General features: G+C 62.8%; 25 protein-coding genes. 16 read left to right on the forward strand and 9 right to left on the reverse strand.

The features are described 5' to 3' along the window. Positions 1-104: 104 nt before the first annotated feature. Entirely contained in the window at positions 105-2,468 is a 2,364-nt protein-coding gene (locus tag AB7M33_RS10135) for a penicillin acylase family protein (RefSeq protein ID WP_454242790.1), read from the reverse strand. 86 nt (positions 2,469-2,554) lie between these two features. Between AB7M33_RS10135 and AB7M33_RS10140 the strand changes: the two genes are divergently transcribed. Continuing rightward, complete coding sequence (locus tag AB7M33_RS10140) at positions 2,555-3,121, forward strand: sugar O-acetyltransferase (protein WP_238217596.1); 567 nt, start codon at positions 2,555-2,557, stop codon at positions 3,119-3,121. On the opposite strand, the gene AB7M33_RS10145 is transcribed toward AB7M33_RS10140, so the two are convergent. Then, positions 3,100-3,669, reverse strand: coding sequence for a DUF6436 domain-containing protein (locus tag AB7M33_RS10145; RefSeq protein ID WP_238217598.1), 570 nt, complete (start codon positions 3,667-3,669; stop codon positions 3,100-3,102). The two genes, AB7M33_RS10140 and AB7M33_RS10145, sit on opposite strands and share 22 nt — an antisense overlap. A 143-nt stretch (positions 3,670-3,812) precedes the next feature. Here AB7M33_RS10145 and AB7M33_RS10150 point away from each other — a divergent pair, with 143 nt between their 5' ends. Then, on the forward strand, positions 3,813-4,739 hold the full coding sequence (locus tag AB7M33_RS10150; RefSeq protein ID WP_099430725.1) for an alpha/beta hydrolase: 927 nt from the start codon (positions 3,813-3,815) through the stop codon (positions 4,737-4,739). Here the strand turns inward: AB7M33_RS10150 and AB7M33_RS10155 are convergent, their stop codons facing one another. Beyond that, positions 4,740-5,492, reverse strand: coding sequence for a DUF2059 domain-containing protein (locus AB7M33_RS10155; protein WP_027592279.1), 753 nt, complete (start codon positions 5,490-5,492; stop codon positions 4,740-4,742). 113 nt (positions 5,493-5,605) lie between these two features. On the opposite strand from AB7M33_RS10155, the gene AB7M33_RS10160 reads away from it, so the two are divergent. Together AB7M33_RS10160 and AB7M33_RS10165 are read left to right on the forward strand one after the other, a co-directional pair. Then, complete coding sequence (locus AB7M33_RS10160; RefSeq protein ID WP_454244212.1) at positions 5,606-6,238, forward strand: 2OG-Fe(II) oxygenase; 633 nt, start codon at positions 5,606-5,608, stop codon at positions 6,236-6,238. Beyond that, complete coding sequence (locus AB7M33_RS10165) at positions 6,225-6,722, forward strand: DUF523 domain-containing protein (protein WP_454242791.1); 498 nt, start codon at positions 6,225-6,227, stop codon at positions 6,720-6,722. Before AB7M33_RS10160 ends, AB7M33_RS10165 begins: the two co-directional genes overlap by 14 nt. 99 nt (positions 6,723-6,821) lie before the next feature. Here the strand turns inward: AB7M33_RS10165 and AB7M33_RS10170 are convergent, their stop codons facing one another. Then, positions 6,822-7,298 carry a transporter substrate-binding domain-containing protein gene (locus tag AB7M33_RS10170; RefSeq protein WP_454242792.1) on the reverse strand — a complete coding sequence of 159 codons (477 nt, stop codon included), beginning with the start codon at positions 7,296-7,298 and terminating at the stop codon, positions 6,822-6,824. Positions 7,299-7,497: 199 nt separating this feature from the next. On the opposite strand from AB7M33_RS10170, the gene AB7M33_RS10175 reads away from it, so the two are divergent. Then, positions 7,498-7,974, forward strand: a complete 477-nt coding sequence (locus tag AB7M33_RS10175) for a DUF4399 domain-containing protein (RefSeq protein WP_454242793.1) — start codon at positions 7,498-7,500, stop codon at positions 7,972-7,974. 56 nt (positions 7,975-8,030) lie between these two features. On the opposite strand, the gene serA is transcribed toward AB7M33_RS10175, so the two are convergent. Then, the gene (serA, locus tag AB7M33_RS10180; protein ID WP_027592284.1) at positions 8,031-9,260 is read right to left on the reverse strand and encodes a phosphoglycerate dehydrogenase; all 1,230 of its coding nucleotides are present in this window, start codon (positions 9,258-9,260) and stop codon (positions 8,031-8,033) included. 171 nt (positions 9,261-9,431) lie between these two features. Between serA and AB7M33_RS10185 the strand changes: the two genes are divergently transcribed. From AB7M33_RS10185 to AB7M33_RS10200, 4 genes are all read left to right on the forward strand, one after another. Then, a complete protein-coding gene (locus AB7M33_RS10185) occupies positions 9,432-10,829 on the forward strand; it encodes an FAD-binding oxidoreductase (RefSeq protein WP_454242794.1) in 1,398 nt (465 codons plus the stop codon). 25 nt (positions 10,830-10,854) lie between these two features. Further along, positions 10,855-11,520: a fumarylacetoacetate hydrolase family protein gene (locus AB7M33_RS10190; protein WP_454242795.1), complete on the forward strand. Its 666-nt coding sequence runs from the start codon at positions 10,855-10,857 to the stop codon at positions 11,518-11,520. A 243-nt stretch (positions 11,521-11,763) separates the two neighbouring features. After that, positions 11,764-12,684 (forward strand): SdiA-regulated domain-containing protein, encoded by a 921-nt coding sequence (locus tag AB7M33_RS10195; protein ID WP_099430719.1) that lies wholly within the window; start codon positions 11,764-11,766, stop codon positions 12,682-12,684. A 92-nt stretch (positions 12,685-12,776) separates the two neighbouring features. Further along, on the forward strand, positions 12,777-13,679 hold the full coding sequence (locus tag AB7M33_RS10200) for an SdiA-regulated domain-containing protein (protein ID WP_027592288.1): 903 nt from the start codon (positions 12,777-12,779) through the stop codon (positions 13,677-13,679). A 155-nt stretch (positions 13,680-13,834) separates the two neighbouring features. Here AB7M33_RS10200 and rpiA read toward each other — a convergent pair whose 3' ends face one another. Continuing rightward, a complete protein-coding gene (gene rpiA / locus AB7M33_RS10205) occupies positions 13,835-14,509 on the reverse strand; it encodes a ribose-5-phosphate isomerase RpiA (protein ID WP_027592289.1) in 675 nt (224 codons plus the stop codon). A gap of 149 nt (positions 14,510-14,658) precedes the next feature. Between rpiA and ilvA the strand changes: the two genes are divergently transcribed. Both ilvA and AB7M33_RS10215 read left to right on the forward strand, forming a co-directional pair. After that, positions 14,659-16,173, forward strand: a complete 1,515-nt coding sequence (gene ilvA, locus AB7M33_RS10210) for a threonine ammonia-lyase, biosynthetic (protein ID WP_027592290.1) — start codon at positions 14,659-14,661, stop codon at positions 16,171-16,173. Positions 16,174-16,211: 38 nt separating this feature from the next. Next, positions 16,212-16,637 carry a DUF2269 family protein gene (locus AB7M33_RS10215; protein ID WP_099430717.1) on the forward strand — a complete coding sequence of 142 codons (426 nt, stop codon included), beginning with the start codon at positions 16,212-16,214 and terminating at the stop codon, positions 16,635-16,637. 87 nt (positions 16,638-16,724) lie between these two features. On the opposite strand, the gene AB7M33_RS10220 is transcribed toward AB7M33_RS10215, so the two are convergent. Continuing rightward, a complete protein-coding gene (locus AB7M33_RS10220) occupies positions 16,725-17,381 on the reverse strand; it encodes a histidinol-phosphatase (protein WP_027592292.1) in 657 nt (218 codons plus the stop codon). A gap of 141 nt (positions 17,382-17,522) precedes the next feature. Here AB7M33_RS10220 and AB7M33_RS10225 point away from each other — a divergent pair, with 141 nt between their 5' ends. Both AB7M33_RS10225 and ptsP read left to right on the forward strand, forming a co-directional pair. Then, positions 17,523-18,002, forward strand: coding sequence for an RNA pyrophosphohydrolase (locus tag AB7M33_RS10225; RefSeq protein ID WP_003249017.1), 480 nt, complete (start codon positions 17,523-17,525; stop codon positions 18,000-18,002). 22 nt (positions 18,003-18,024) lie between these two features. Continuing rightward, the gene (ptsP, locus tag AB7M33_RS10230) at positions 18,025-20,304 is read left to right on the forward strand and encodes a phosphoenolpyruvate--protein phosphotransferase (RefSeq protein ID WP_099455649.1); all 2,280 of its coding nucleotides are present in this window, start codon (positions 18,025-18,027) and stop codon (positions 20,302-20,304) included. A 155-nt stretch (positions 20,305-20,459) separates the two neighbouring features. Here the strand turns inward: ptsP and AB7M33_RS10235 are convergent, their stop codons facing one another. Next, the gene (locus tag AB7M33_RS10235; protein WP_085272218.1) at positions 20,460-21,206 is read right to left on the reverse strand and encodes an NRDE family protein; all 747 of its coding nucleotides are present in this window, start codon (positions 21,204-21,206) and stop codon (positions 20,460-20,462) included. A 130-nt stretch (positions 21,207-21,336) separates the two neighbouring features. Between AB7M33_RS10235 and AB7M33_RS10240 the strand changes: the two genes are divergently transcribed. Genes AB7M33_RS10240 through AB7M33_RS10250 form a run of 3 tightly spaced genes read left to right on the forward strand, consistent with a single transcriptional unit; the run spans position 21,337 to position 23,979 of the window. After that, positions 21,337-22,119, forward strand: coding sequence for a sulfite exporter TauE/SafE family protein (locus tag AB7M33_RS10240; RefSeq protein WP_099430715.1), 783 nt, complete (start codon positions 21,337-21,339; stop codon positions 22,117-22,119). Between the two features lie 29 nt (positions 22,120-22,148). Beyond that, the gene (gene lgt / locus AB7M33_RS10245) at positions 22,149-22,958 is read left to right on the forward strand and encodes a prolipoprotein diacylglyceryl transferase (RefSeq protein ID WP_027592296.1); all 810 of its coding nucleotides are present in this window, start codon (positions 22,149-22,151) and stop codon (positions 22,956-22,958) included. Positions 22,959-23,007: 49 nt separating this feature from the next. Beyond that, positions 23,008-23,979, forward strand: coding sequence for a thymidylate synthase (locus tag AB7M33_RS10250; protein ID WP_454242796.1), 972 nt, complete (start codon positions 23,008-23,010; stop codon positions 23,977-23,979). A gap of 42 nt (positions 23,980-24,021) precedes the next feature. On the opposite strand, the gene cadR is transcribed toward AB7M33_RS10250, so the two are convergent. Beyond that, entirely contained in the window at positions 24,022-24,465 is a 444-nt protein-coding gene (gene cadR / locus AB7M33_RS10255; RefSeq protein ID WP_099430714.1) for a cadmium resistance transcriptional regulator CadR, read from the reverse strand. Between the last annotated feature and the right edge of the window lie 58 nt (positions 24,466-24,523).

Consider the following 24,523-nt stretch of genomic DNA (forward strand, 5'->3'; position numbering starts at 1 on the left):
GTGATGCAATCCTTTGTAGGAGCAGCCTTGTGCTGCGAAGAGGCCCGTGACTGCACCGAAATTTACAGTGTTTTCACCGGCCTCTTCGCAGCGCAAGGCTGCTCCTACTTTCCAGGAATCAGCCTGAGCGTACGCTGCGCCGGAATCACCCCCATCTGCGCCCGTTGGTACTGCCCCTCGATGTACCCCGCAGCCTGATCCGAATAGTGCTTATCAAACGGCACCCCGCTTTGCCCGACCGGGTTACTGGTCAAGGCCTGCCCGGCATCGGCAAAGTCGATCAGCCTGCGTGTGGAAGGGCCATACGTCACCGGCCAAGGTGCCGGCCCGATTTTCGCCGACAGGTTGTTGGGCACCTCATGCGTGCCAGGCGCCGCGAACGGGCCGACGTTGAACAGCAGGTTCAGCGGCTTCTTCACGCCAAGCGGATGGTTATGGGTCAGGGTATGGGCTTTGCCCCATTGCCAACTGGCCGGGTCGCTGCCCAGGGTGTCTCGCAGGTGCTTCACGCTTTTTTGCCAGGCGATGCGCACGATCGCAGTGCGGTCGGTGCGTTCGTTTGCTCCCCGCGTGCTCCACCATGGCGACTCGGCATCGGCGGCCAAACGAGGCAACGCGGCATCGATGGCGCGGGTGCTGATCAGCACCGGGAACCAGGTGTCGCCCAGTTCGTCATGCAGCGCCGCGAACGCCAGTTCATAGAGGAACTGGTTGAACAACGTGGCGCTGATCGAGTCCAGGGGGTAGTCACCGCTCCAGGCTGCCAGTTGCTCGACCAGCTCCTTTTCCTCGTCCCCTTCGGCCACTGAGCGCAGCGTCGCCAGCAGCGGTGCAAGGGTGCGTGGGCCATGGTCGCTGGCGGTGTCCAGCTGCAGGGCCTGGCTGTTCTGGGTATCCCATTTCACGTCAGGGTTGGCCAGGTGGCGGTCGAGCTGGCGGCCACGGTCCGGCAGGTTGTAGTAACCCGGCACCGGCACGGCCGAGGGCGGCTGGTAGTTGGCCGACACGATGTAGCCGCGTGCGGGGTTTTCTTGCTGCGGGTTGGCGCTGAAGGGGTAAAAACCGAGCTTGTCTGCCTGTGGGCTGGCGCCATCGAGGATGAATGTCGGGTTGACCCCCGCCGGGCGGATCGGCAGTTGTGCCGCAGCCCACCAGCCGATATCGCCACGGGCATTGGCCCAGACGAAGTTCAGCCCAGGCGCCTGAACCTTGGCGGCCGCCTCGCGCATCTTGCCCAGGGTGTCGGCGCGGTTGAGCTGGTAGAACCCGTCGAGGATCGGGTTTTCGGTTTCCAGAAACGCCCACCACATGGCCACCGGCGTGGTCCCGGCGGTAGCGCCCAATACCTCGTTGACGATCGGGCCGTGGGGCGAGCGGCGCAGGCTGAGGGTGACGGGCGCCTCGCCTTTGACGGCGAGGGTTTGCTCGGTCTTTTCCAAGGTTTGCCAGGTACCGTCGATCATTACTTGGTCGGTATTTTCGGGGTTGGTCCGTTCGGCGATCAGGTCGACGTCATCGTTCTGGAACATCGTCAGGCTCCAGCCGAAGTCGCGGTTGTGGCCGAGCAGCGCGAAGGGGTTCAGCGCCTGGAAGTAGCCATACAAGTTGAACCCAGGGGCCGACAATTCGGCCTCGTACCACACCGCCGGTACCGCGAAGCTGATGTGTGGGTCACCGGCCAGCAGTGGCTTGCCGCTGCGGGTGCGGCTGCCGGCGACGGCCCAGGCGTTGCTGCCTTCGAATTGCGGGATACCCGCGTCGCCCAACGCGTCGTGGCTAAGCCGGGCAAGTGCCTCCAGGCTGCGCCAGTCGGCGGCCGCCAACGGCGCGGCCAGGGCGCCTTCGGGTTGCCAGCCAAGGTCGAAGATGTTCAGGTACTGCGGGCCGAGCTGGTCGCGAATATAGGTGAGCGCGGGCTCGGTGCGGAACGCGGCGGCGAAGCTGTAGGCCAGGTAACCGGCGATGCTCAGGGTGTCTTCAGCGGTGAACGGGCGGGGGGTGATGCCCAGCAGGTCGAACTCGATCGGCTTGGGGTGGCTGGCCTGCCAGCTGTTGATGCCCTCCAGGTAGGCTTGCAGGGCCTGCCAGGCGGGTGATTGGCGGTCCAGCCGCTGCACCATCAGCGCCGCTTGGTCGCGAATACGCAAGCTGCGGAACAGGGTGTCGGTGGGCACGAGTTTTTCGCCCAGCACTTCGGCCAACTCACCGCGCGCCAGGCGGCGCATGATCTCCATCTGGAACAACCGGTCCTGGGCGTGCACATAGCCGAGGGCGCGGTACAGGTCCTGTTCGTTCTGTGCCTGCAGGTGCGGAACGCCGCGGCTGTCATAGCGCACGCTGACCGGCGCCTGCAGGCCGGCGATCGCCACTTCGCCCTCGCGTTGCGGCAGCTTGCCGTGCACGTACCCGTATCCGGCGCCAGCGGCCACGGCGATTACCACGGCCAACAGGGTCAGGCTGCGCTTCATCGAGACTCCTTGTGCATTCGAACGGAAACTGTGGTCCGATCATCGACGGATTCGCGCACAGAGCATAGCCCTCGAAAGGAGTTTCCATGTCCCTCAGCGAAAAACAGAAAATGCTCGCAGGCCAGCTCTACCATGCCGGCTGCCCCGAGCTGCAGGCCGAGCAAATTGCCAACAAGCACTGGATGCAGCGCTACAACAGCAGTTTCGAGCTGCTCAACGATGCACGTCACGGCCTGCTCGCCGAGCACTTCGGCCAGGCCGGCGACGGCACGGTGATCCGCCCGCCGTTCTATTGCGACTATGGCTACAACATCAGCATTGGCCGCAACACCTTCATCAACTTCAACTGCGTGATCCTCGACGTGCTGCCGGTGCGCATCGGCGACGATTGCCAGATTGGCCCGGCGGTGCAGATCTACACCGCCGACCACCCACTCGACCCTGAGCTGCGGCGCACCGGGCTGGAAAGCGGCAGGCCGGTGAGTATTGGCAACAATGTGTGGATTGGTGGCGGGGCGATCATCCTGCCGGGGGTGACCCTTGGCGACAACGCGGTGGTCGGCGCGGGCAGTGTGGTCACCCGCGATGTGCCGGCGGGTGCGGTGGTGGTCGGTAACCCGGCGCGCGTGCGTCAGCCGGCCCAAGGGCAGTAGCAACCCACCGCCAAGGTGTTGGAGGCCGTCACCTGGCGGTTGTCGATCAACGCCTTGAGGATCGGTTCGATGAAACTGTTGCTGGCGTTGCACACCGCCCCCTCACTGTAAGGCCCGAAGTAGGCGAGGTGGCCTTGTCGGTCCCAGATGGCCACGGCCGGAGAGGCGGGTAGGTGTTCGCTGCCGGGCAGGCTGGCGAGGGGCTTGAGGGCGCTGAGGTTCGCGGGCAACTGGCCGTGGCTGCCGGGTTTTTGCAGCACATGGAAGCTGACGCCGTCGCCTGCGAAGTGGCTGACCAGGTCGGCCAGGTGCTGCTGGTTGCCGACATTGCACGGGCAGGCCGGGTCCCAGAAGTGCACCACACGGATCGGCCCGGGGCCGGCCAGTTCTGCGGGCAGGCGCAGTTGGCTGCCGTCGAACAGGGTGGCCTGGTTGTCGAACGGGCGCAGGTAGCGGGACTGGAAGGTGGTGTAGGCCTGCCAGAGAATGCCAACGCCAACCAGTAGGGCGATTGCCGTGCACGATGTTTTGATGATTCGGCTATTCATGAGGAGTCATTGGCCCTTTCGCGACACAAGGCCGCTCCCACAATTTGATAGGTGTTGGTTGTTCGAGGGTGAGCAAGCTTGCCACGACGCCAGCTAGAGCTGAATATCACAGATCAATACTCGCTTCGCTCTGGATGTACCCGATGCCCGCCGCTTTGCTCCCCGACCTTCTGCGTGCCAGCCTCGCGCCCTTGACCGATCGCCAGCCGTTGTCGGCGCAGGGGCGCGATTACCAGCATTTTTATGGCCTGGACCTGCCCGTGCACAGTTGGCTGGGTGGTTTTCAAGCGGCCGGGTTCGAGTTGGTCGGGCAAGTCTGGCTGCCGCCGCAGCCGGTGGCCACGGTGTTCCTGCTGCATGGCTATTACGACCACATGGGCCTTTACCGGCATGTGATCGAGTGGGCACTGGGCCAGGGTTATGCAGTGATCAGCTGTGACCTGCCCGGCCATGGCCTTTCCAGCGGTGAGCGGGCCAGCATCAGCGACTTTTCGCTGTATCAGCAGGTGCTCGATGCACTCTTCGAGCAAGCGCGCAGGCTGGACCTGCCGCGGCCTTGGCATTTGTGCGGGCAAAGCACGGGCGGCGCCATCGTGGTCGACCACCTGTTGCACCGGGGCGAGCAAAGCCCAGCCGATGGGCAGGTGATCCTGCTCGCACCGCTGGTGCGGCCCAGCTCGTGGCGTTGGTCGAAGCTCAGCTATTGCGTGCTGCGCCATTTCGTCAACGGCATCGAACGGCGCTTCAGCGAAAACACCAACGACCCGGCCTTCCTAGCGTTTCTGGAGGCCGACCCCCTGCAACCGCGTCGTTTACCCACGGCCTGGGTCGGCGCACTGATCGCCTGGGTCAAGCGCATAGAAGCCGCGCCACGCAGCACACGGCGGCCCTTGATCGTGCAGGGTGAGGCGGACGGCACGGTGGACTGGCCCTACAACCTCGAGGTGCTCAAGGCCAAGTTCACTGAGCCGCAAATACTCATGCTGCCCGAGGCGCGGCACCACCTGGCCAATGAACTGCCCGGCATTCGCCAGCGCTACTTCACCTTCATCGACCAGCGCCTGGGCTGATCACTTGAGGTCGGCAGCACTCTGGCCGACCGCCAGGCCGGCGCGCACGGCAGCCAGTGCCGCCTGGTAATACGCCTTGCCCTCAGGTGATTCGGCGAAGTTGGCGAATTGTTCCAGCTCGGCGTCGGACAAGTCGCGGTACACGTACAGCAGCGTATTGTTGAGGTCCTCGCCGATCTGGCCCATCAGGCGTTGGCGCTGGCCATCGAGCAGGCTCTGGGCCTGGCCGCCGCCAAACAGGCCGGGGATCATCGAACTGAGGCTGTCGGCGGCGACGCCGGCAATCGCCAGGCTGACCTCTGCACCGGCCTCGCGGGCGGGCAACGCCTGGGCCAAGTGGCCGATAAGCAACAGGCGGTCGTCACTGGCCTGGACCTTCGGCAGGCCTTTGGCGTTTTTGGCCAACTGGTCCTTGCGCGTGGCCTGCAGTTCGGCAGCCACCACCTTGCGGCCCAGCGGCGACTGGAAGAAGGCCAGCGCTGGCGCAGGGTTGCTCAGGGTTGCGCGCAGTTTCGCCTGGGCACGACGGTCCACGGCCTGGGCCTGGAAGCGCTGATTGCTGTTGTTGACCAGCGCTTGGTAGACGGCAGGCGGCAGGCTGTTGCGATAGCGTTCCTGGGCGGCGCTCAGGGCATCGTTGAAGTGGGCGCGCTGGTCGGGCCAGCCGGCGGCCTTGTACAGTTGATCCAGGCTGTCTGCCCAGACAGGCATGGTGCAGATCATCAGCAGAATCAGGGAAAACAGACGGCGCATTCAGGACTCCTGTCGGCAGGCTGCCATTGTCCTTGGCCCAGCGTCGGTTTGTCGAGATATCAGCGCGCTTCTCGGCCAAGTGGCGCTGTGCGAGTGCAAGGCTAATGGATATGATGCGCGCCATGCACATCTCCCCTGAACACCCGATGCTTGCGGCCGTCGTTGACGATCTGGCCACCCATGGCTGGTCCCAGCAGGCGCTCTTTTTGCCTGGCGACCTGGTGCGCGCGCTGGCGGCCGAGTGCCGGCGCCGTGACGCCGAAGGCGAACTCAACCCGGCAGGGGTTGGCCGCGGGGCTTCACAGGAGATCCGCGAGGCGATCCGCGGTGATCAGATCCAGTGGATCGACCCCGGCCAGGCCGCTGCCTGCGACCAGTACCTGGCGGCCATGGACCAGCTGCGCCTGGCCATCAACCAGGGGCTGTTCCTGGGCCTTGAAGAGTTCGAATGCCATTTTGCCCTGTACCCGCCGGGCGCGTTCTATCGCCGCCATCTGGACCGCTTTCGTGACGATGACCGGCGCATGGTTTCGGCAGTGCTCTATTTGAACGAAGACTGGCAGCCGCAGGATGGCGGCCAGCTGCGCATGTTCCTGGCCAAGGGTGTCGAGCACGATGTGCAGCCCGTGGCCGGATGCCTGGTGGTGTTCCTGTCGGGCGATGTGCCTCATGAGGTATTGCCGGCCGGGCGTGAGCGCCTGTCGTTGACTGGCTGGTTCCGGCGCCGTGGCAATGACCTGTTCTGAGTTGCCCAAGGTGCTGGTCAGCGCATGCCTGCTGGGGCAGCCGGTGCGCTATGACGGCCGCGCCAGTGGCCATCCGGGGGTGTTGCAAGCCTGGCAGGCGGCAGGGCGGGTAGTGCCCTTGTGCCCGGAAGTGGCCGGTGGCTTGCCCACACCGCGACCGCCTGCGGAGATCCCAGGCGGGCAGGGCAGCGCGGTGCTCGATGGCCAGGCACAGGTGCTGACGGTGACGGGTGAGGACGTCAGCGACGCGTTTCTGGCCGGTGCTCAGCGGGCGTTGGCGCTGGTGCGCCGGCACGGGATTCGCGTCGCGGTGCTCAAGTCTGGCAGCCCTTCGTGTGGTAATCGCCTGACCTACGATGGCACCTTCAGCGGGGTGAAGGTGCCGGGGGAGGGCGTGACCACGGCGCTGCTGCGTCGGGAAGGGGTGCTGGTGTTCAGCGAGCTTGAGCTGGATGAAGCACAACAAGCGTTGGCGAACCTGTAGGAGCAGCCTTGTGCTGCGAAGAGGCCGCACCTGCAACACCCGTTCCTGCCTTGCCGGCCCTTTCGCAGCGCAAGGCTGCTCCTACAAAGAGCCGGTCATTCACTGGCCTGCAGCTGTCTCCTGGGTACCCTTGAACCACTTCTGCTCCAGCTCTGCCAGGCGCCCATCGTCCTTGATCCGTTGCAGGGCGTTGTTCACCGCGCTCTCGAACGCCGGGTTGTCTTTCTGGAACGGAATGACCTGTTTCTTCTCACCATAAGGCTGGCTCACGTCCAACTGTTTACTGGTGTTCTGTTTATTCAAGGTGATGTCGTACTTGCCACTCTCCACGCCCGGCAGAACTTCTTCAGCCGGCGTTTCGATGAATTCGGCACGCAGGTCCAATTCCTTGGCCAGGATTTGCCCGAACTCGATCTCGAAACCCGTGAGGTGGTCGTTTTCCCTGAATACATAGGGCGGTGTATCGGACTGCACGGCAATGCGCAGTTCGCCGCGGTCGTTGATGTCGTCTATCAGCTCGGCTTGGGCCAATGGACTGATCAGTACTGCAAGCAGTACGCCTAGGGTCGAACGCATGAATGCCCCTTTTTTATTCGGCAGATGAATTTCATTCGCCACGGCTTTCTTCCTCGTCGTGGTCGAGCGCAGCCTATGACCTTGAAGCCTTGGCGAGGTTTAACCCTAACTGAAATATTTCTCTTTGTGGGCTATGGTGATCTACCGCTGTCGCACGTTTTAACGGCAGTGGTCTTTAAGTGAATCACAGGAGAAGTGAATGAACAGCCTATTTTCGCGTGCTGCCGTAGCCGGTCTGCTGATGGGGGCCTCGGTGTTCGCCAGTGCCGAGGATGCCCTGAAGAGCCAGGAGCCGCCCAAGGATGCCAAGGTCGTCATCGTTTCCCCCGCCGATGGTGCAACGGTCGACAAGACCTTCACCGTCACGTTCGGCATCGAGGGCATGGCGCTCAAGCCTGCGGGTGATCAGACCCCGAATACCGGGCATCACCACCTGCTGGTGGACGTCGACAAAGAGCCGGTGGCCGACATGCCCCTGCCAACCAGCCTGATGCCTGAGAACAACGTGCCGCTGCCGGCCGGCCCGCAAGTGCTGCACTTCGGCAAGGCACAAACCGAGGCGACCATTACCCTGACCCCAGGCAAGCACACCTTGCAGTTGGTATTGGGCGACAAGTACCACGTGCCGTTCAAGCCGAGCGTCGAATCGAAGAAGATCACCGTCGAGGTGAAGTAATCACCCACGAAAAAGGGAGGCCACCAGGGCCTCCCTTTTTCATGCCGCCCTGAAACTTAGAACAGAACGCGGGAGCGGATAGTGCCCTTCACGTGCTGCAGTTTCTCTTGCGCCAGGTCCGAGTACTCGGCGTCAACGTCGATCACCACGTAACCCACTTTCTCGTTGGTCTGCAGGAACTGACCGGAGATGTTGATGCCGTTCTCGGCGAAGACCTTGTTGATCTCGCTGAGCACGCCAGGGATGTTTTCGTGGATGTGCAGCAGGCGGTGTTTGCCTGGGTGCGCCGGCAGGGCAACTTCCGGGAAGTTGACCGAAGACACCGAGGTACCGTTGTCGCTGTACTTGACCAACTTCTCGGCAACTTCCAGGCCGATGTTGGCCTGGGCCTCGGCGGTGGAACCACCGATGTGCGGGGTCAGGATGACGTTGTCCAGGCCGCGCAGCGGGCTTTCGAACTCTTCGTCGTTGGAGCGCGGCTCGACCGGGAACACGTCGATGGCGGCGCCGATCAGGTGCTTGTCCTTGATCGCGGCAGCCAGGTGATCCAGTTCGACCACGGTACCGCGGGCGGCGTTGATCAGGATCGAGCCCTTCTTCATCGCACGGATTTCCTTCTCGCCGATCATCCACTGGGTGGATGGCAGCTCAGGCACATGCAGCGAGACGATGTCGGCCAGGCCCAGCAGCTCGTGCAGGCTGGCGACCTGGACGGCGTTGCCCAGCGGCAGCTTGGTCAGCGGGTCGAAGAAGTACACCTGCATGCCTAGGTTTTCAGCCAGGACCGACAGTTGGGTGCCGATCGAGCCGTAGCCGACGATGCCCAGCTTCTTGCCACGGATCTCGAAGGAGTTGGCCGCGCTCTTGATCCAGCCACCACGGTGGCACGAAGCGTTCTTCTCGGGGATGCCGCGCAGCAGCAGGATGGCCTCGGCCAGCACCAGTTCGGCGACCGAACGGGTGTTCGAGTACGGGGCGTTGAACACGGCGATACCGCGCTCGCGGGCCGCTTCCAGGTCGACCTGGTTGGTACCGATGCAGAAGCAGCCGACCGCAACCAGCTTCTTCGCGCAGTCGAAGATCTCTTCAGTCAGTTGCGTGCGCGAGCGGATGCCGATGAAGTGGGCATCGGCGATCTTTTCCTTCAGCTCGGCTTCCGGCAACGAACCAGTGAGGTATTCGATGTTGGTGTAGCCGGCAGCCTTGAGGGTATCGACCGCGTTCTGGTGCACACCTTCAAGAAGAAGGAACCTGATCTTGCTCTTGTCGAGAGAAGTCTTGCTCATCTGCGTAAACCTGTATCCCGGAGAAAAAATGGCGAGGGGTGATGCTAGGCGCGGCGTCGGCCTTAGCATGAACAGCGGGAGGGCTATGCTAGCATACGCGACACAATCTGAGCTTATCCCGACAGGTGAAGAGTGCTCAGGGTGACTATGAATAAGTCGAGAGTTCCAGCGATGACCCACCCCGCTGTTATTGATGAACTGATGACCCTTGTCGACCCTGGCAAGGTCCTGACTGACGCCGTTTCCCTCGAAGCCTACGGCAAGGACTGGACCAAGCATTACCCGCCAGCGCCCACGGCCATCGTGTTCCCCAAGAGCATCGCGCAGGTGCAGGCCATCGTTGCCTGGGCCAACCGCCATCAGGTCGCGCTGGTGCCGTCCGGTGGGCGTACCGGGCTGTCGGGCGGTGCCGTGGCGGCCAATGGCGAGGTCGTGGTCGCGTTCGACTACATGAACCAGATTCTCGATTTCAATGCGTTCGACCGTACGGTGGTGTGCCAGCCGGGGGTGATTACCCGGCAATTGCAGGCCTACGCCGAGGAGCAAGGCCTGTATTACCCGGTGGACTTCGCCTCCAGCGGCTCCAGCCAGATTGGTGGCAACATTGGCACCAACGCCGGCGGCATCAAGGTGATTCGCTACGGCATGACCCGCAACTGGGTGGCCGGGCTGAAAGTGGTCACCGGCAAGGGCGAGTTGCTGGAGCTGAACAAAGACCTGATCAAGAACGCCACCGGCTACGATCTGCGCCAGCTGTTCATTGGTGCCGAGGGCACGCTGGGCTTTGTGGTCGAAGCGACCATGCGCCTGGACCGCGCCCCGCGCAACCTCACCGCGATGGTGCTGGGCACGCCGGATTTCGACTCGATCATGCCGGTGCTGCATGCCTTCCAGGCCAAGCTCGACCTGACGGCCTTCGAGTTCTTTTCCGACAAGGGCCTGGCCAAGATCATGGGCCGTGGCGATGTGCCGGCGCCTTTCGAGACCGATTGCCCGTTCTATGCCCTGCTGGAGTTCGAAGCCAGCACCGAAGAGGTCGCCAACGAAGCCTTGGCCACCTTCGAGCACTGTGTCGAGCAGGGCTGGGTGCTGGACGGGGTGATGAGCCAGAGCGAAACCCAGCTGAAAAACCTGTGGAAGCTGCGTGAGTACCTGTCCGAAACCATCTCCCACTGGACCCCGTACAAAAACGACATTTCTGTCACCGTCTCCAAGGTGCCGGCGTTTTTGCGCGACATCGATGCCATCGTCAGCGAGCATTACCCGGACTACGAGGTGGTCTGGTACGGCCATATCGGCGATGGCAACCTGCACCTGAACATCCTCAAGCCCGACGCCATGAGCAAAGATGACTTCTTTGCCTCCTGCGCCAAGGTCAACAAGTGGGTGTTCGAAATCGTCCAGCGCTACAACGGCTCGATCTCGGCCGAGCATGGCGTGGGCATGACCAAGCGTGACTACCTCGGCTACAGCCGCTCGGCCGAAGAAATCGCCTGCATGAAGGCAATAAAGGCCGTCTTCGACCCTAACGGCATCATGAATCCGGGTAAGATCTTCGCTCCTGAATAATAAGCAGTATGCAGAGGAGTCGGCCATGAGTTACCAGCACCAGTACGTAGACGGCACGCGCATCCACTTCCCGTTGGGCAAGGTGGTGTGCATCGGCCGTAACTATGCCGAGCATGCCAAGGAACTGGACAACCCGATCCCCAGCGAGCCGTTGCTGTTCATCAAGCCGGGCAGTTGCGTGGTACCGCTGGAAGGTGGTTTCAAGATCCCGACCGACCGTGGCGTTGTGCATTACGAGGCCGAGATTGCTGTGCTGCTGGGCAAGCCGTTGTCTACCAAGCCAACCGAAGAAGAGGTGCTGGACGCCATCTCCGGTTACGCCCCGGCGCTCGACCTGACCCTGCGCGACGTGCAGGCCAAGCTCAAGGAAAAGGGCCTGCCCTGGGAGCTGTGCAAGAGCTTTGACGGCGCCTGCGTGCTGCCGCCGTTCGTTTCGGCGGCCAGTTTCGAGAATGTGACCGACATCCCGGTGCGCCTTACCCTCAACGGCCAAGTGGTGCAGGACGGCAACAGCGCGTTGATGCTCAACCCGATCGTGCCGATGATCCAGTACATGGCGGCGCATTTCTCGTTGCAGGCGGGCGATGTGATCTTGACCGGTACGCCGGCGGGCGTAGGGCCGTTCAATGTCGGTGATGAGCTGGTGATTGAATTGCCGGGTGTGAGCCGCTTCGAAAGCCGGGTGCTCTGAACCGGAACCGCGTTGCCTTCTTCGCGGGCAAGCCCGCTCCCACAGGGGCTGCACAAGACCTGACATTGTGAAATACCTGTGGGAGCTGGCAAGCCCGTTCCCACAGGGACTGCATAAGACTTGAAGCTTGTGAAATGCCTGTGGGAGCGGGCTTGCCCGCGAAGAGGCCGGCACTGTTTACCGATTTTTCACACCTTATTTGGATAATGCGCGGACCTACGCCCATTTTCCCAGGATCCACGTATGCCATCTCGCTCCAGCGCCCCGGCAACTCCCAAGCGTCGCTTCTACTTGCGCTGGCCGTTCGGCCTGGCAGTTGCAGCGGTGATCGGCTATGGCGTATCCGTGGCCATGCACTGGGATGACCGCGGGGCACTGTGGGTGAAGGAAAGCTTTGAAAGCACCGCCGAGCAAAGCGAGAGCGTCTGGCTGCCGGCCTATCAGGCCGATATCGACGCCAAACCGCTGCCCGGCATGGACGATGACGAAGCCTCGGACGTGGCCTTCAACCCGCAAACCCGCACCTTGTTCGCCGTCATGGGCAAGAACCCGTTCCTGGTCGAGCTCAGCCTGGACGGCAACGTGCTGCGCCAGATTCCATTGAATGGCTGGAACAACCCGGAAGGGCTGGCCGTGATGGAGGACGGGCACCTGGCAATCGTCGACGAACGGCTGCACGACCTGACTGTGGTCAAGGTGGATGCGCACACCACGTCGCTTAACCATGGCGACTTCCCGAGCTACGACCTGGGCAAGTCGGTGAAGAGCAACAAGGGCTTCGAGGCCGTGGCCTGGGACCCGATGCGTCAACGCCTAGTGATCGGCGAAGAGCGCCCGCCCAAGCTGTACACCTGGAGCACCGATGGCCGTAGCCCGCTGAAGGGCGACAAGCAGCTGCTGCCCAGTGATGAACTCGACCTGCGCAACCTGTCGGCCCTCGGCGTCGACCCGCGCACGGGGCACCTCCTGGTGCTGTCGGCGGACTCCAACATGCTGCTGGAGCTGGATGAGCAGGGCCAGCAAGTCAGCTTCATGACCTTGCTGGGCGGTTTCAACGGCCTTGAGCACACCATCCCGCGTGCTGAAGGCGTGGCCATGGATGACCAGGGCAACCTGTACATGGTCAGCGAACCGGCGCTGTTCTATCGGTTCAAGAAAAACTGACAGCAACATCAGATTTTTCGGATGCTGGCATTAAGCTTTGATTCAGTTGTTCATGGTTAGATTCGCCACCCTTACGTCGAGTCTGTCCCCAAATGCGTCGCTATCTTCGTCTGTCACTGATTCCGGCCTTTATTGGCCTGCTCTTGCTCGGCTGGGCCGGGCAGGAGTTTCGCCTGTTCGAGCGCGGCTGGTTCAACCTCAAGACCTGGTGGCAGCCAGCCGAGCAGGGCATCGGCCTGGACCGTTATCGGGTGGTGGTCGAGGCGCAGCCTGTCGAGGGGCTGGACGATGACATTTCGGCGCTGACCTACGACCCAGACCGCAAGACCCTGTTCACCGTGACCAATGCACGTTCGGAGCTGATCGAGCTGTCGCTGGACGGGCGCATCCTGCGGCGCGTGCCACTGACCGGCTTTGGCGACCCGGAGGCGGTGGAATACGTGGGCCCCAACAGCTACGTGATCACCGACGAGCGCCAGCAACGGCTGATTCGCGTGCGCCTGGACGATGACACGCTGTTCCTCGATGCCGGCGATGCCGAGCAGTTGACCCTGGGCATTGGCCTGAACGGCAACAAGGGGTTCGAGGGGCTGGCGTACGACTCGGCCGGCAAGCGCCTGTTCGTGGCCAAGGAGCGCGACCCGATGCTGATCTACGAGGTGCATGGCTTCCCGCATGACAACCCCGAGCAGCCTTATGCCGTGCATGTGGTGCAGGACCGCAAGCGTGACTCGCGTTTGTTTGTGCGGGACCTGTCGAGTTTGCAGTTCGACGAGCGCAGCGGCCATTTGTTGGCGCTGTCGGATGAATCGCGGCTGGTGCTGGAACTGGATGTGAAGGGCAAGCCGCTCAGTACCTTGTCGCTGCGCAAGGGGTACCAGGGGTTGAAGAAGACGGTGCCGCAGGCGGAAGGGATTGCGATGGATGAGGCAGGGACCATTTACCTGGTCAGTGAGCCGAACCTGTTTTACGTGTTCAAACAGCCGGCAGATTAAATGCGGCCCTGCGCGATCCAGGTAGGAGCAGCCTTGTGCTGCGAAGAGGTCGGTAACAGCAGCGCAGATTCACTGTGTAGTCACCGGCCTCTTCGCAGCACAAGGCTGCTCCTACCTGGATCGCGCAGGGCTAGAACAACGCCTATAGGCCTGGGTTACTCGGCCTTGAGGGTTTTCACACCTTCAGCGGTACCGAGCAGCAGCAAGTCCGCCGGGCGTGCCGCGAACAGGCCGTTGGTCACCACGCCGACGATCGCATTGATCTGCGCTTCGAGCTCGACCGGGTTGGTGATCTGCAGGTTGTACACGTCCAGGATCACGTTACCGTTGTCGGTCAGCACACCCTCGCGGTACACCGGGTCACCGCCCAGCTTGACCAGCTGGCGCGCCACGTGGCTGCGGGCCATCGGGATCACTTCGACGGGCAGCGGGAAGGCGCCCAGCACCGGTACCAGCTTGCTGGCATCGGCGATGCAGATGAAGGTCTTGGCCACGGCCGCGACGATCTTCTCGCGGGTCAGGGCCGCGCCACCGCCCTTGATCAGGTTCAGGTGCGCGTCGCTCTCGTCAGCACCGTCCACATAGAACTCCAGCTCGCTGACGCTGTTCAGCTCGTAGACCGGGATGCCATGACCCTTCAGACGCTGGGCGGTAGCCTCGGAGCTGGCGACTGCGCCATCGAAGGCGGTCTTGTGCTGAGCCAGGGCGTCGATGAAGAAGTTGGCGGTCGAACCGGTACCGACGCCGACGACGCTCTTTTCATCCAGCTTGGGCAGAATGAAGTCGACAGCGGCCTGGGCGACGGCCTGTTTGAGTTGGTCCTGGGTCATGCGGGCTCCGAGAGGGGCGGGGAGGTTTTCAAAGGGGCTGGGTTTCAAAGGGGCTTAGTATAGCGGCTTGCGCGGCTTTGCTGTGGTCGCCCGACGTAGCGCTGGGGTAGACTCGCAGCCCTTGTCCCGCGGCCAGTGATGCTTTCCCGATGCTCGAACAGTACGTCAAGAAGATCCTCACCTCGCGCGTCTATGACGTCGCCGTCGAAACGCCGCTGCAGAGCGCCGGGCAGCTGAGCAAACGCCTCGGCAACCAGATCTTGCTCAAGCGCGAAGACCTGCAGCCGGTGTTCTCGTTCAAGATTCGCGGGGCGTACAACAAGCTGGCGCAACTGACCCCAGAAGAGCTGGCCCGCGGCGTGGTCACCGCCTCGGCCGGCAACCATGCCCAGGGCCTGGCCCTGGCGGCGCGTGAGCTGGGGATCAAGGCAACCATCGTGATGCCCAAGACCACCCCGGAGATCAAGATCGAAGGCGTGCGTTCGCGGGGCGGCAAGGTGGTATTGCACGGCGACACCTTCCCCGAGGCGCTGGCCTACTCGCTCAAGCTGGTCGATGAGAAGGGCTTCGTCTACATCCACCCCTACGACGACCCGCACACCATCGCCGGGCAAGGCACGGTGGCCATGGAGATCCTGCGTCAGCATCCGGGCCGGCTGGACGCGATTTTCGTGCCGGTCGGCGGCGGCGGCCTGATCGCCGGCATCGCGGCCTACGTGAAATACCTGCGCCCGGAAATCAAAGTCATCGGCGTCGAGCCGGACGACTCCAACTGCCTGCAGGCCGCCATGGCCGCGGGTGAGCGCGTGGTGTTGCCGCAGGTCGGGCTGTTCGCCGACGGTGTGGCGGTGGCGCAGATTGGCCAGCACACCTTCGACATCTGTCGCCTGCACGTGGATGAAGTGATCACTGTCAGTACCGACGAGATCTGTGCAGCCATCAAGGATATCTACGACGATACCCGCTCGATCACCGAACCTGCTGGCGCGCTGGGGGTTGCCGGCATCAAGAAGTATGTCGAGCTGTATGGCGTGACCGGCCAGACCCTGGTTGCCATCGATTCGGGTGCCAACGTCAACTTCGATCGCCTGCGCCATGTGGCCGAGCGTGCCGAACTGGGTGAAAAACGCGAAGCCATCATCGCCGTCACCATCCCCGAGCGCCCGGGCAGCTTCAAGGCGTTCTGCGAGGCGATCGGCAAGCGCCAGATCACCGAATTCAACTACCGCAAGCACACCTCCGACGAGGCGCACATCTTCGTCGGCGTGCAGACCCACCCAGAGAACGACCCGCGTGCGGTGTTGGTGCAGCAACTGACCGAGCAGGGCTTCCCGGTTACCGACCTGACCGACAACGAACTGGCCAAGCTGCACATTCGTCACATGGTGGGTGGCCATTCGGCCGGCGCCAGTGATGAGATCGTGCTGCGCTTCGAGTTCCCTGAGCGGCCGGGTGCGTTGTTCAACTTCCTCAACAAGCTGGGCGGGCGCTGGAATATCTCGATGTTCCACTACCGCAACCACGGCGCCGCCGACGGGCGCGTGGTGGCGGGCTTGCAGGTACCGGAAGACGAACGCCACCTGGTGCCAGCGGCGCTGGCCAAGATCGGTTACCCGTACTGGGACGAGACCGATAACCCGGCTTACCGGTTGTTTTTGGGTTGAGCGACTAAGCTTGGCTCATCGCGCATGGATATGAAGACATGGAACACCTGACGATGCTCAAGGCCTTGCACATCACCGCCACTGCGCTGCTGCTTCTGGGCGCGCTGGGCTTGGTGATCTGGACAGTTCGCGCCCGCCGGCTGGGCGATGCCGAGGCCTACGGCAAATTGCTGCGCCGGCCGCTGGTGTTCGTCTGGTTGGTCATGGGCGTGTGCCTGGTGAGCATGCCGGTCACCGGCTGGTGGCTGGTGCACCTGGTCGGCTGGCCACTGGGGCAGACCTGGGTGCTGGCATCCAGCGTCATCTATACGCTGGGTGCGTTTGCCGTGTGGTGGCTGCTGGTGCGCTTGAACCGGCTGCGCAAGGCGCAGGTGGTAGGGCTGCGGTTTACCTTGGCCTTGGCGGTGTTCAGCGGGGTTTGCTTCTTGTCCATTGCCGGCCTGATGGGTGCCAAGCCAGTCTGATGGCAGGTCGTGCACAAGGCCTGAAACCTGTGCGGCACCTGTAGGAGCTGGCTTGCCTGCGATGGGGCGCGAAGCGGCCCCAAAATCTCAATCCCTCAGCGAAATCACCGGCCACCCACGCTGCTCGGCTTCCGCCCGCAGGTTCGGATCCGGGTCCACCGCCACCGCATGCGTCACCTGCTGCAGCAACGGCAGGTCATTCATCGAATCGCTGTAGAAATAGCTGTCTTCAAGGTCGTAGCCGTTTTCCAGCATCCAGCGCTGCAACCTCGTCACTTTCCCTTCACGGAAACACGCTATATCGGTACTACGCCCGGTGTAGCGGCCATCTTCGGTCTCGCATTCGGTCGCCAGCAGGGTACGCACGCCCAAACGGCGGGCGATTGGCGCGGTCACGAAACGGTTGGTGGCGGTGATGATCACCAGTTTGTCGCCCGCCTCGCGGTGCTGCTGCAGCAACGCCAGGGCCTTGGGCAGGATGATCGGTTCGATGCAGTCCCGCATGAAATCGCGGTGCCACGCGTCGAGCTGGGCCATAGGCGTTGCCGCCAGAATCTCCATGGAAAAGGCCAGGTAGGCCTGCAAGTCCAGGGTGCCGTTCAGGTAGTGCTGGTAGAAGGCATCGTTGCGTTGTTTGTAGGCGACCGGGTCGAGGATGCCGCGCTCGCACAGATAGTCACCCCAGGCATGGTCGCTGTCGCCACCGAGGAGGGTATTGTCCAGGTCGAATAAAGCCAGGCGCATCGCGTTCACTCGCATCAGCTACAAGGTAGGCCCGCAGAATACGGAGTTTTCACCTCGCTGCACATAAGCTTGGCGGGCGCGTTGCTGCGCTCGCAGGCTTTGTGGAACAATGCGGTGACATGCGTTTGCGAGGTTGCTGCCGTGATCGACCCGGATGGTTTTCGCCCCAATGTCGGGATCATTCTCACGAATGATGCCGGGCAGGTGCTATGGGCTCGACGGATCAACCAGGATGCCTGGCAATTTCCCCAGGGTGGCATCAACCCTGACGAGACGCCGGAAGATGCCCTGTACCGCGAGCTGAACGAAGAAGTTGGCCTTGAACGCGACGATGTGGAAATTCTTGCCTGCACGCGTGGCTGGTTGCGTTATCGTTTACCCCAGCGTCTGGTGCGTACGCACAGCCAGCCGCTGTGCATTGGCCAGAAGCAGAAGTGGTTCCTGCTGCGTCTGGTAAGCAACGAACAAAGGGTGCGGATGGACCTGACGGGCAAGCCGGAGTTCGACGGCTGGCGCTGGGTCAGCTATTGGTACCCGCTGGGCCAGGTTGTGACATTCAAGCGCGAGGTCTACCGTCGCGCCCTGAAAGAGCTAGCACCGCGTCTTCTGACGCGCGACTGACGACGGAGTTCGACCCCGAGCCATGCTCAATACGCTGCGCAAGATCGTCCAGGAAGTGAACTCCGCCAAAGATCTCAAGACGGCGTTGGGGATCATTGTCTTGCGCGTCAAGGAGGCCATGGGCAGCCAGGTCTGCTCCGTCTACCTGCTTGACCCGGAAACCAACCGCTTCGTGCTGATGGCCACCGAGGGCCTGAACAAGCGTTCGATCGGCAAGGTCAGCATGGCCCCCAACGAGGGCCTGGTCGGCCTGGTCGGTACCCGGGAAGAGCCGCTGAACCTGGAAAACGCCGCCGATCACCCGCGTTATCGCTACTTCGCCGAAACCGGTGAAGAAAAGTTCGCCTCCTTCCTGGGTGCACCGATCATTCACCACCGTCGGGTGGTCGGGGTGCTGGTCATCCAGCAGAAGGAACGTCGCCAGTTCGATGAGGGCGAAGAAGCCTTCCTGGTCACCATGAGTGCCCAGCTTGCCGGGGTTATCGCGCATGCCGAGGCGACCGGCTCGATCCGTGGCCTGGGCCGCCAGGGCAAGGGTATCCAGGAGGCTCGCTTCGTCGGCGTGCCGGGCTCGCCAGGCGCCGCCGTTGGCCGCGCAGTGGTGATGTTGCCGCCGGCCGACCTCGAAGTGGTGCCGGACAAGACTGTCGAAGACATCGACGCCGAACTCAAACTGTTCCAGAACGCCCTTGAAGGCGTGCGCGCCGACATGCGCAAGCTGTCGGCCAAGCTGGCCACCCAGCTGCGGCCCGAAGAGCGCGCGTTGTTCGACGTGTACCTGATGATGCTCGAAGACGCCGCCTTGGGCGGCGAGGTGACCGAGGTCATCAAGACCGGCCAGTGGGCCCAGGGCGCTTTGCGCCAAGTGGTCGGCGAGCACGTCAACCGCTTCGAGCTGATGGACGATGACTACCTGCGCGAGCGCGCTTCGGACGTCAAGGACCTTGGCCGCCGGCTGCTCGCCTACCTGCAGGAGGCTCGCTCGCAATCGCTGGTGTACGCCGACAATACCATCCTGGTCAGCGAAGAACTGACGCCAGCGATGCTGGGCGAAGTGCCGGAGGGCAAGCTGGTCGGCCTGGTGTCGGTATTGGGTTCGGGCAACTCCCACGTCGCGATCCTGGCCCGCGCCATGGGTATCCCGACGGTGATGGGCCTGGTCGACCTGCCGTATTCCAAAGTCGATGGCATCGAGCTGATCGTCGACGGCTACAAGGGCGAGGTGTTCACCAACCCCAGCGACGTGTTGCGCAAGCAGTACAGCGAAGTGGTCGAGGAGGAGCGCCAGCTGGCGCAAGGCCTGGATGCGCTGCGCGAGCTGCCCTGCGTCACCCCGGATGGCCACCGCATGCCGCTGTGGGTCAACACCGGCCTGCTGGCCGACGTCGCCCGTGCCCAGCAGCGTGGCGCCGAAGGGGTAGGCCTGTACCGCACCGAAGTGCCGTTCATGATCAACCAGCGCTTCCCCAGCGAGAAAGAGCAGCTGGCGATCTACCGCGAACAGCTGGCGGCCTTCCACCCGCTGCCAGTGACCATGCGTACCCTGGATATTGGCGGGGACAAGGCGCTGTCGTACTTCCCGATCAAGGAAGAAAACCCCTTCCTGGGTTGGCGCGGCATTCGCGTTACCCTCGACCACCCGGAAATCTTCCTGGTCCAGACCCGCGCCATGCTCAAGGCCAGCGAAGGTTTGAACAACCTGCGCATCCTGCTGCCGATGATTTCTGGCATTCACGAGCTGGAAGAGGCACTGCACCTGATCCACCGCGCGTGGGGCGAGGTGCGTGACGAAGGCACCGATGTGCCGATGCCGCCGGTTGGCGTGATGGTCGAGATCCCTGCTGCGGTGTACCAGACCAAAGAGCTGGCGCGGCAGGTGGACTTCCTGTCGGTCGGTTCCAACGACCTGACCCAGTACCTGCTGGCGGTCGACCGCAACAACCCACGGGTCGCCGACCTGTACGATTACCTGCACCCGGCCGTGCTGCAAGCCTTGAACACGGTGGTGCGCGATGCCCATGGCGAGGGCAAGCCGGTGAGCATTTGCGGCGAGATGGCCGGTGACCCGGCGGCAGCGGTGCTGTTGATGGCGATGGGCTTTGACAGTTTGTCGATGAACGCCACCAACTTGCCCAAGGTGAAGTGGATGCTGCGCCAGATCAACATGAGCAAGGCCAAGGAGCTGCTGGCCGAAGCCATGAGCCATGACAACCCGCAGGTTATCCACAGCTCGCTGCAATTGGCGCTGAAGAACCTAGGGTTGGCGCGGATGATCGGGCCAGGGGCGAACAAGACCCTCTGATACCTGTACCGGCCGCTTCGCAGCACAAGGCTGCTCCTACAAGGGGATTGAGCTGAGCCCCAGATTATGGACGGGTGTTCAACATCAGGCGCGCCGTTCAATCCCTTGTAGGAGCAGCCTTGTGCTGCGAAGGGCTGCAAAGCAGCCCCTGGCCCTCAAGCCATAATCTCAACTTCTCCCAAATGCCCCCCAAACGGCCCGAAACTGCGCTCAACCAGCCGTCTTCTTCCCTGATCATCCACGATCAGCACAGTACTCGCCCGCGTCCCATAGTTCTGGCTGGCAATAAACACACTCGACAGCAGCTTCTCGGTCGCCAACCCCACGCCCGTTTCCGGCAACTCACTCTCGGCTGCCGGTTCACCATCGGCCAGCAACCCTAGCAAGCGCTGCGGGTCTGCTGACTCAAGCAACCCCTCCAGCCCGCTGCGCGCCTTCACCAGCTTCGGCCACGGCGTATCCAACCCGGCATTGGATAACCCATAGACCCCAGGCTCCAGCAAGCGCGGCGCGGCGTCTCGGGCGTGCAGAAAGCCTAACTGCGCCCCATCACCCACCAGCAAGTTGAACCCCGAATACTGGCGGCTGCGGCTGGCCACCTGGTCAAGATAGGCTTCCACGCCAAGCTCACCCTGCAGAAACCCCGCCACCAGCTCCCCGCGCGAGCGCACGCCCAAGGCTTGCCCAGGGTCGCGAATGTTGGTCAGCGCGGCAAAGCGCCCCTGCGGCCCCACGCCCAGCCAGGTACCGCCAGCCTCCAGGTCACGCCCGGCATAGACGCCAGGGGCATCCTCCCAGGCGGTTAGGGCCTGCGTGGGCCGGGCATAGAACTCGTCGCGGTTGGCCGCCACGATCAGCGGCAGGGCATGCCCCGGCCGCCAGGCGAATACGATCAGGCACATCGGTTGGGCCTCTGTGTTTTTTGCCACTCTACCCACTGCGGCGGTGCTGATCCATCCTGTCACGAAGTTCACTAGAGCCTCAGGGCCGGCTTCCGTTACCATGCCGGATTGATTTTCTCAGGGGCAACGAATGGAGTTCGTACTCTATCTGCTGTTAGGTGCATGTGCCGGTGTGCTGGCCGGGCTGTTCGGCGTTGGTGGTGGCATCATCATCGTGCCGGTGCTGGTGTTCAGCTTCACCTTGCAGGGCTTCGACCCCTCGGTATTGACCCACCTGGCTGTCGGCACGTCGTTGGCAACCATCATCTTCACCTCGATCAACGCGGTGCTCGAACACCATCGCCGGGGTGCGGTGCAGTGGCCGATCTTCGCCTGGATGACCCTGGGCATCCTGATTGGCGCTGGTATCGGCGCCAAGACCGCCTCGTTGATCCAGGGCCCGCTGCTGCAGAAGATCATCGGTGTGTTCGCCCTGATCATTGCTGCGCAAATGGCCCTGGACTTCAAACCCAAGGCCAGCCGCGGCATCCCTGGCAAGCCCGCGCTGACCGCAGCAGGTGGGGTGATTGGCTGGGCTTCGGCGATTTTCGGTATTGGTGGCGGCTCGCTGACCGTGCCGTTCCTGACCTGGCGCAGCCTGCCCATGCAGCAGGCGGTGGCAACGTCCTCGGCCTGTGGCCTGCCGATTGCCGTGGCCAGTGCCCTGAGCTTCATGTGGCTTGGCTGGCACGAAGAACACTTGCCGGCCCACAGCCTGGGCTACGTGTACCTGCCTGCGCTGGTCGGCATTGCCGTGACCAGCATGTTTTTCGCCCGCTTCGGCGCGCGCCTGGCGCACAAACTGTCGCCACGCCTGCTCAAGCGTTTGTTCGCCGCGCTGCTGTTCTGCGTCGGCCTCAGCTTTTTGATTTAGCTCGCTGATTTGAAACTAGAGGAATATCCATGCTGCCTTACCCGCAGATAGACCCCGTGGCCGTGGCCCTCGGGCCGCTGAAAATCCACTGGTACGGCCTGATGTACCTGGTCGGCATCGGCGGCGCCTGGCTGCTTGCCTCGCGTCGGCTGAACCGCTTCGACCCCACCTGGTCCCGTGAAAAATTGTCCGACCTGGTGTTCTGGCTATCGATGGGGGTGATCGTCGGGGGTCGCCTGGGTTACGTGCTGTTTTACGACCTGCACGCCTACCTGGCGAACCCGACGCTGATCTTTGAGGTGTGGAAGGGCGGCATGTCGTTCCATGGCGGTTTCATCGGCGTGATGCTGGCGGCGGTATGGTTCGGCAAGCGCAACAACAAGTCGTTCTTCGAGCTGATGGACTTCGTCGCGCCAATGGTGCCGATCGGCCTGGGTGCCGGGCGTATCGGCAACTTCATCAATGCCGAGCTGTGGGGCAAGGCGACCGACGTGCCGTGGGCGATGGTGTTCCCACCGTTCAGCGACCCCGCCCAGCTGCCGCGCCACCCCTCGCAGCTGTATCAGTTCGCCCTGGAAGGCGTGGCGCTGTTCCTGATCCTGTGGCTGTATTCGCGCAAGCCACGCCCGACCATGGCGGTATCCGGCATGTTCGCGCTGTTCTACGGGATCTTCCGCTTCATCGTCGAGTTCGTCCGCGTGCCGGATGCCCAGTTGGGCTACATTGCTTGGGGTTGGCTGACCATGGGTCAGATACTCTGCATCCCGATGATTCTGGCCGGCCTCGGATTGATCTGGTGGGCTTATAATCGCAAACCTACGGCGAAACCCGCCATCTGACTCCCAACGGCAGGGGTGATCCCTCTGCCGTTCTTGCTACAGGTAAGCCATGAAACAGTATCTGGACCTGGTCCGTGACGTCATCGAAAACGGCACCCTTCAGGAAAACCGTACCGGCATCCGCACCATCAGCCTGCCGGGCGCCATGCTGCGTTTCGACCTGCAGAAGGGCTTTCCGGCCATCACCACGCGCAAGCTGGCCTTCAAGTCGGCCATCGGCGAGATGGTCGGTTTTCTGCGGGGCGTGAAAAACGCGGGTGAATTCCGTGAGCTGGGCTGCAAGGTCTGGGACCAGAACGCCAACGAAAACGCCCAATGGCTGGCCAACCCGTTCCGCCAGGGGCATGACGACCTGGGCGAGATCTACGGCGTTCAGTGGCGCCAATGGCCGGGCTACAAACGCATCCCGCTGAGCAACCCGGCGGCCATTGAGATGGCCGAGAAACAGGGTTTCCGCAAGATTGCCCAGGACCAGGAAGACGGCCAGGCCTTTGTCATCCTGTACAAGGCCATCGACCAGGTGCGCCAGTGCCTGGACACCATCGCCAATGACCCGGGCAGCCGGCGCATCCTGTTCCATGGCTGGAACTGCGCCCAGTTGGATGAAATGGCCCTGCCGCCGTGCCACCTGCTGTACCAGTTCCACCCGAATGCCGAGACTCGGGAAATTTCCCTGACCCTGTACATTCGCTCCAACGACCTGGGCTTGGGCACGCCGTTCAACCTCACCGAGGGCGCGGCCTTGCTGTCGCTGTTCGGCCGCCTGACCGGCTACACCCCGCGCTGGTTCACGTATTTCATTGGCGATGCCCATGTGTACGAAAACCACCTGGACATGCTCAACGAGCAGCTCAAGCGCGAACCGCTCGAGGCGCCGAAGCTGGTGATCAGCGATCGCGTGCCGGCGTTTGCCGACACCGGCAAGTATGAGCCGGAGTGGCTGGAGAAGATCGAGCCGAGTGATTTCAGCCTGGAAGGGTATGAGCATCATGCGCCGATGACGGCGCCGATGGCGGTGTGATTTTCTAGGTTGCCGGGGCTGCCTTGCAGCCCCCCAGCAATCTCAATGCCCGTGGCTTCGCCCCACATGCGAATGATCGCCTTCCGGTACAGATACCGCCCCGTTCACCTCCAGTTGCTGCAAGATCGCGCATTCGCTCCCCGGCGCGCTGCACCTCTGTCGCAGCTCCACCAGCTGCTCCTGCAACGCCACCAAGCCATCGATTCGCGCCTGTACATGGACGATATGCTCGTCGATCAACGCATTGACGCTGCCGCACGACCCTTCGGGGCTGTCGCGCAGGCGTAGCAGGCTGCGGATTTCGTCCAGGGTCATGTCCAGCGTCCGGCAGTTGCGGATGAAGGTCAGCCGCTCGACGTGGGCCTGGGTGTAGAGCCGGTAGTTGCCGTCGGTGCGCGCCGGCTCCGGCAACAGTTGCTCGCGCTCGTAATAGCGGATGGTCTCCACGGCGCAATCGGTGGCTTTTGCCAGTTCTCCAATCTTCATCGCGAAATCTCCAGCGGATGGCTTGACCCTATAGTGGCTACAGGGTGTTCACTTGGCA

Source organism: Pseudomonas sp. Y3 TE3536 (assembly GCF_053629175.1).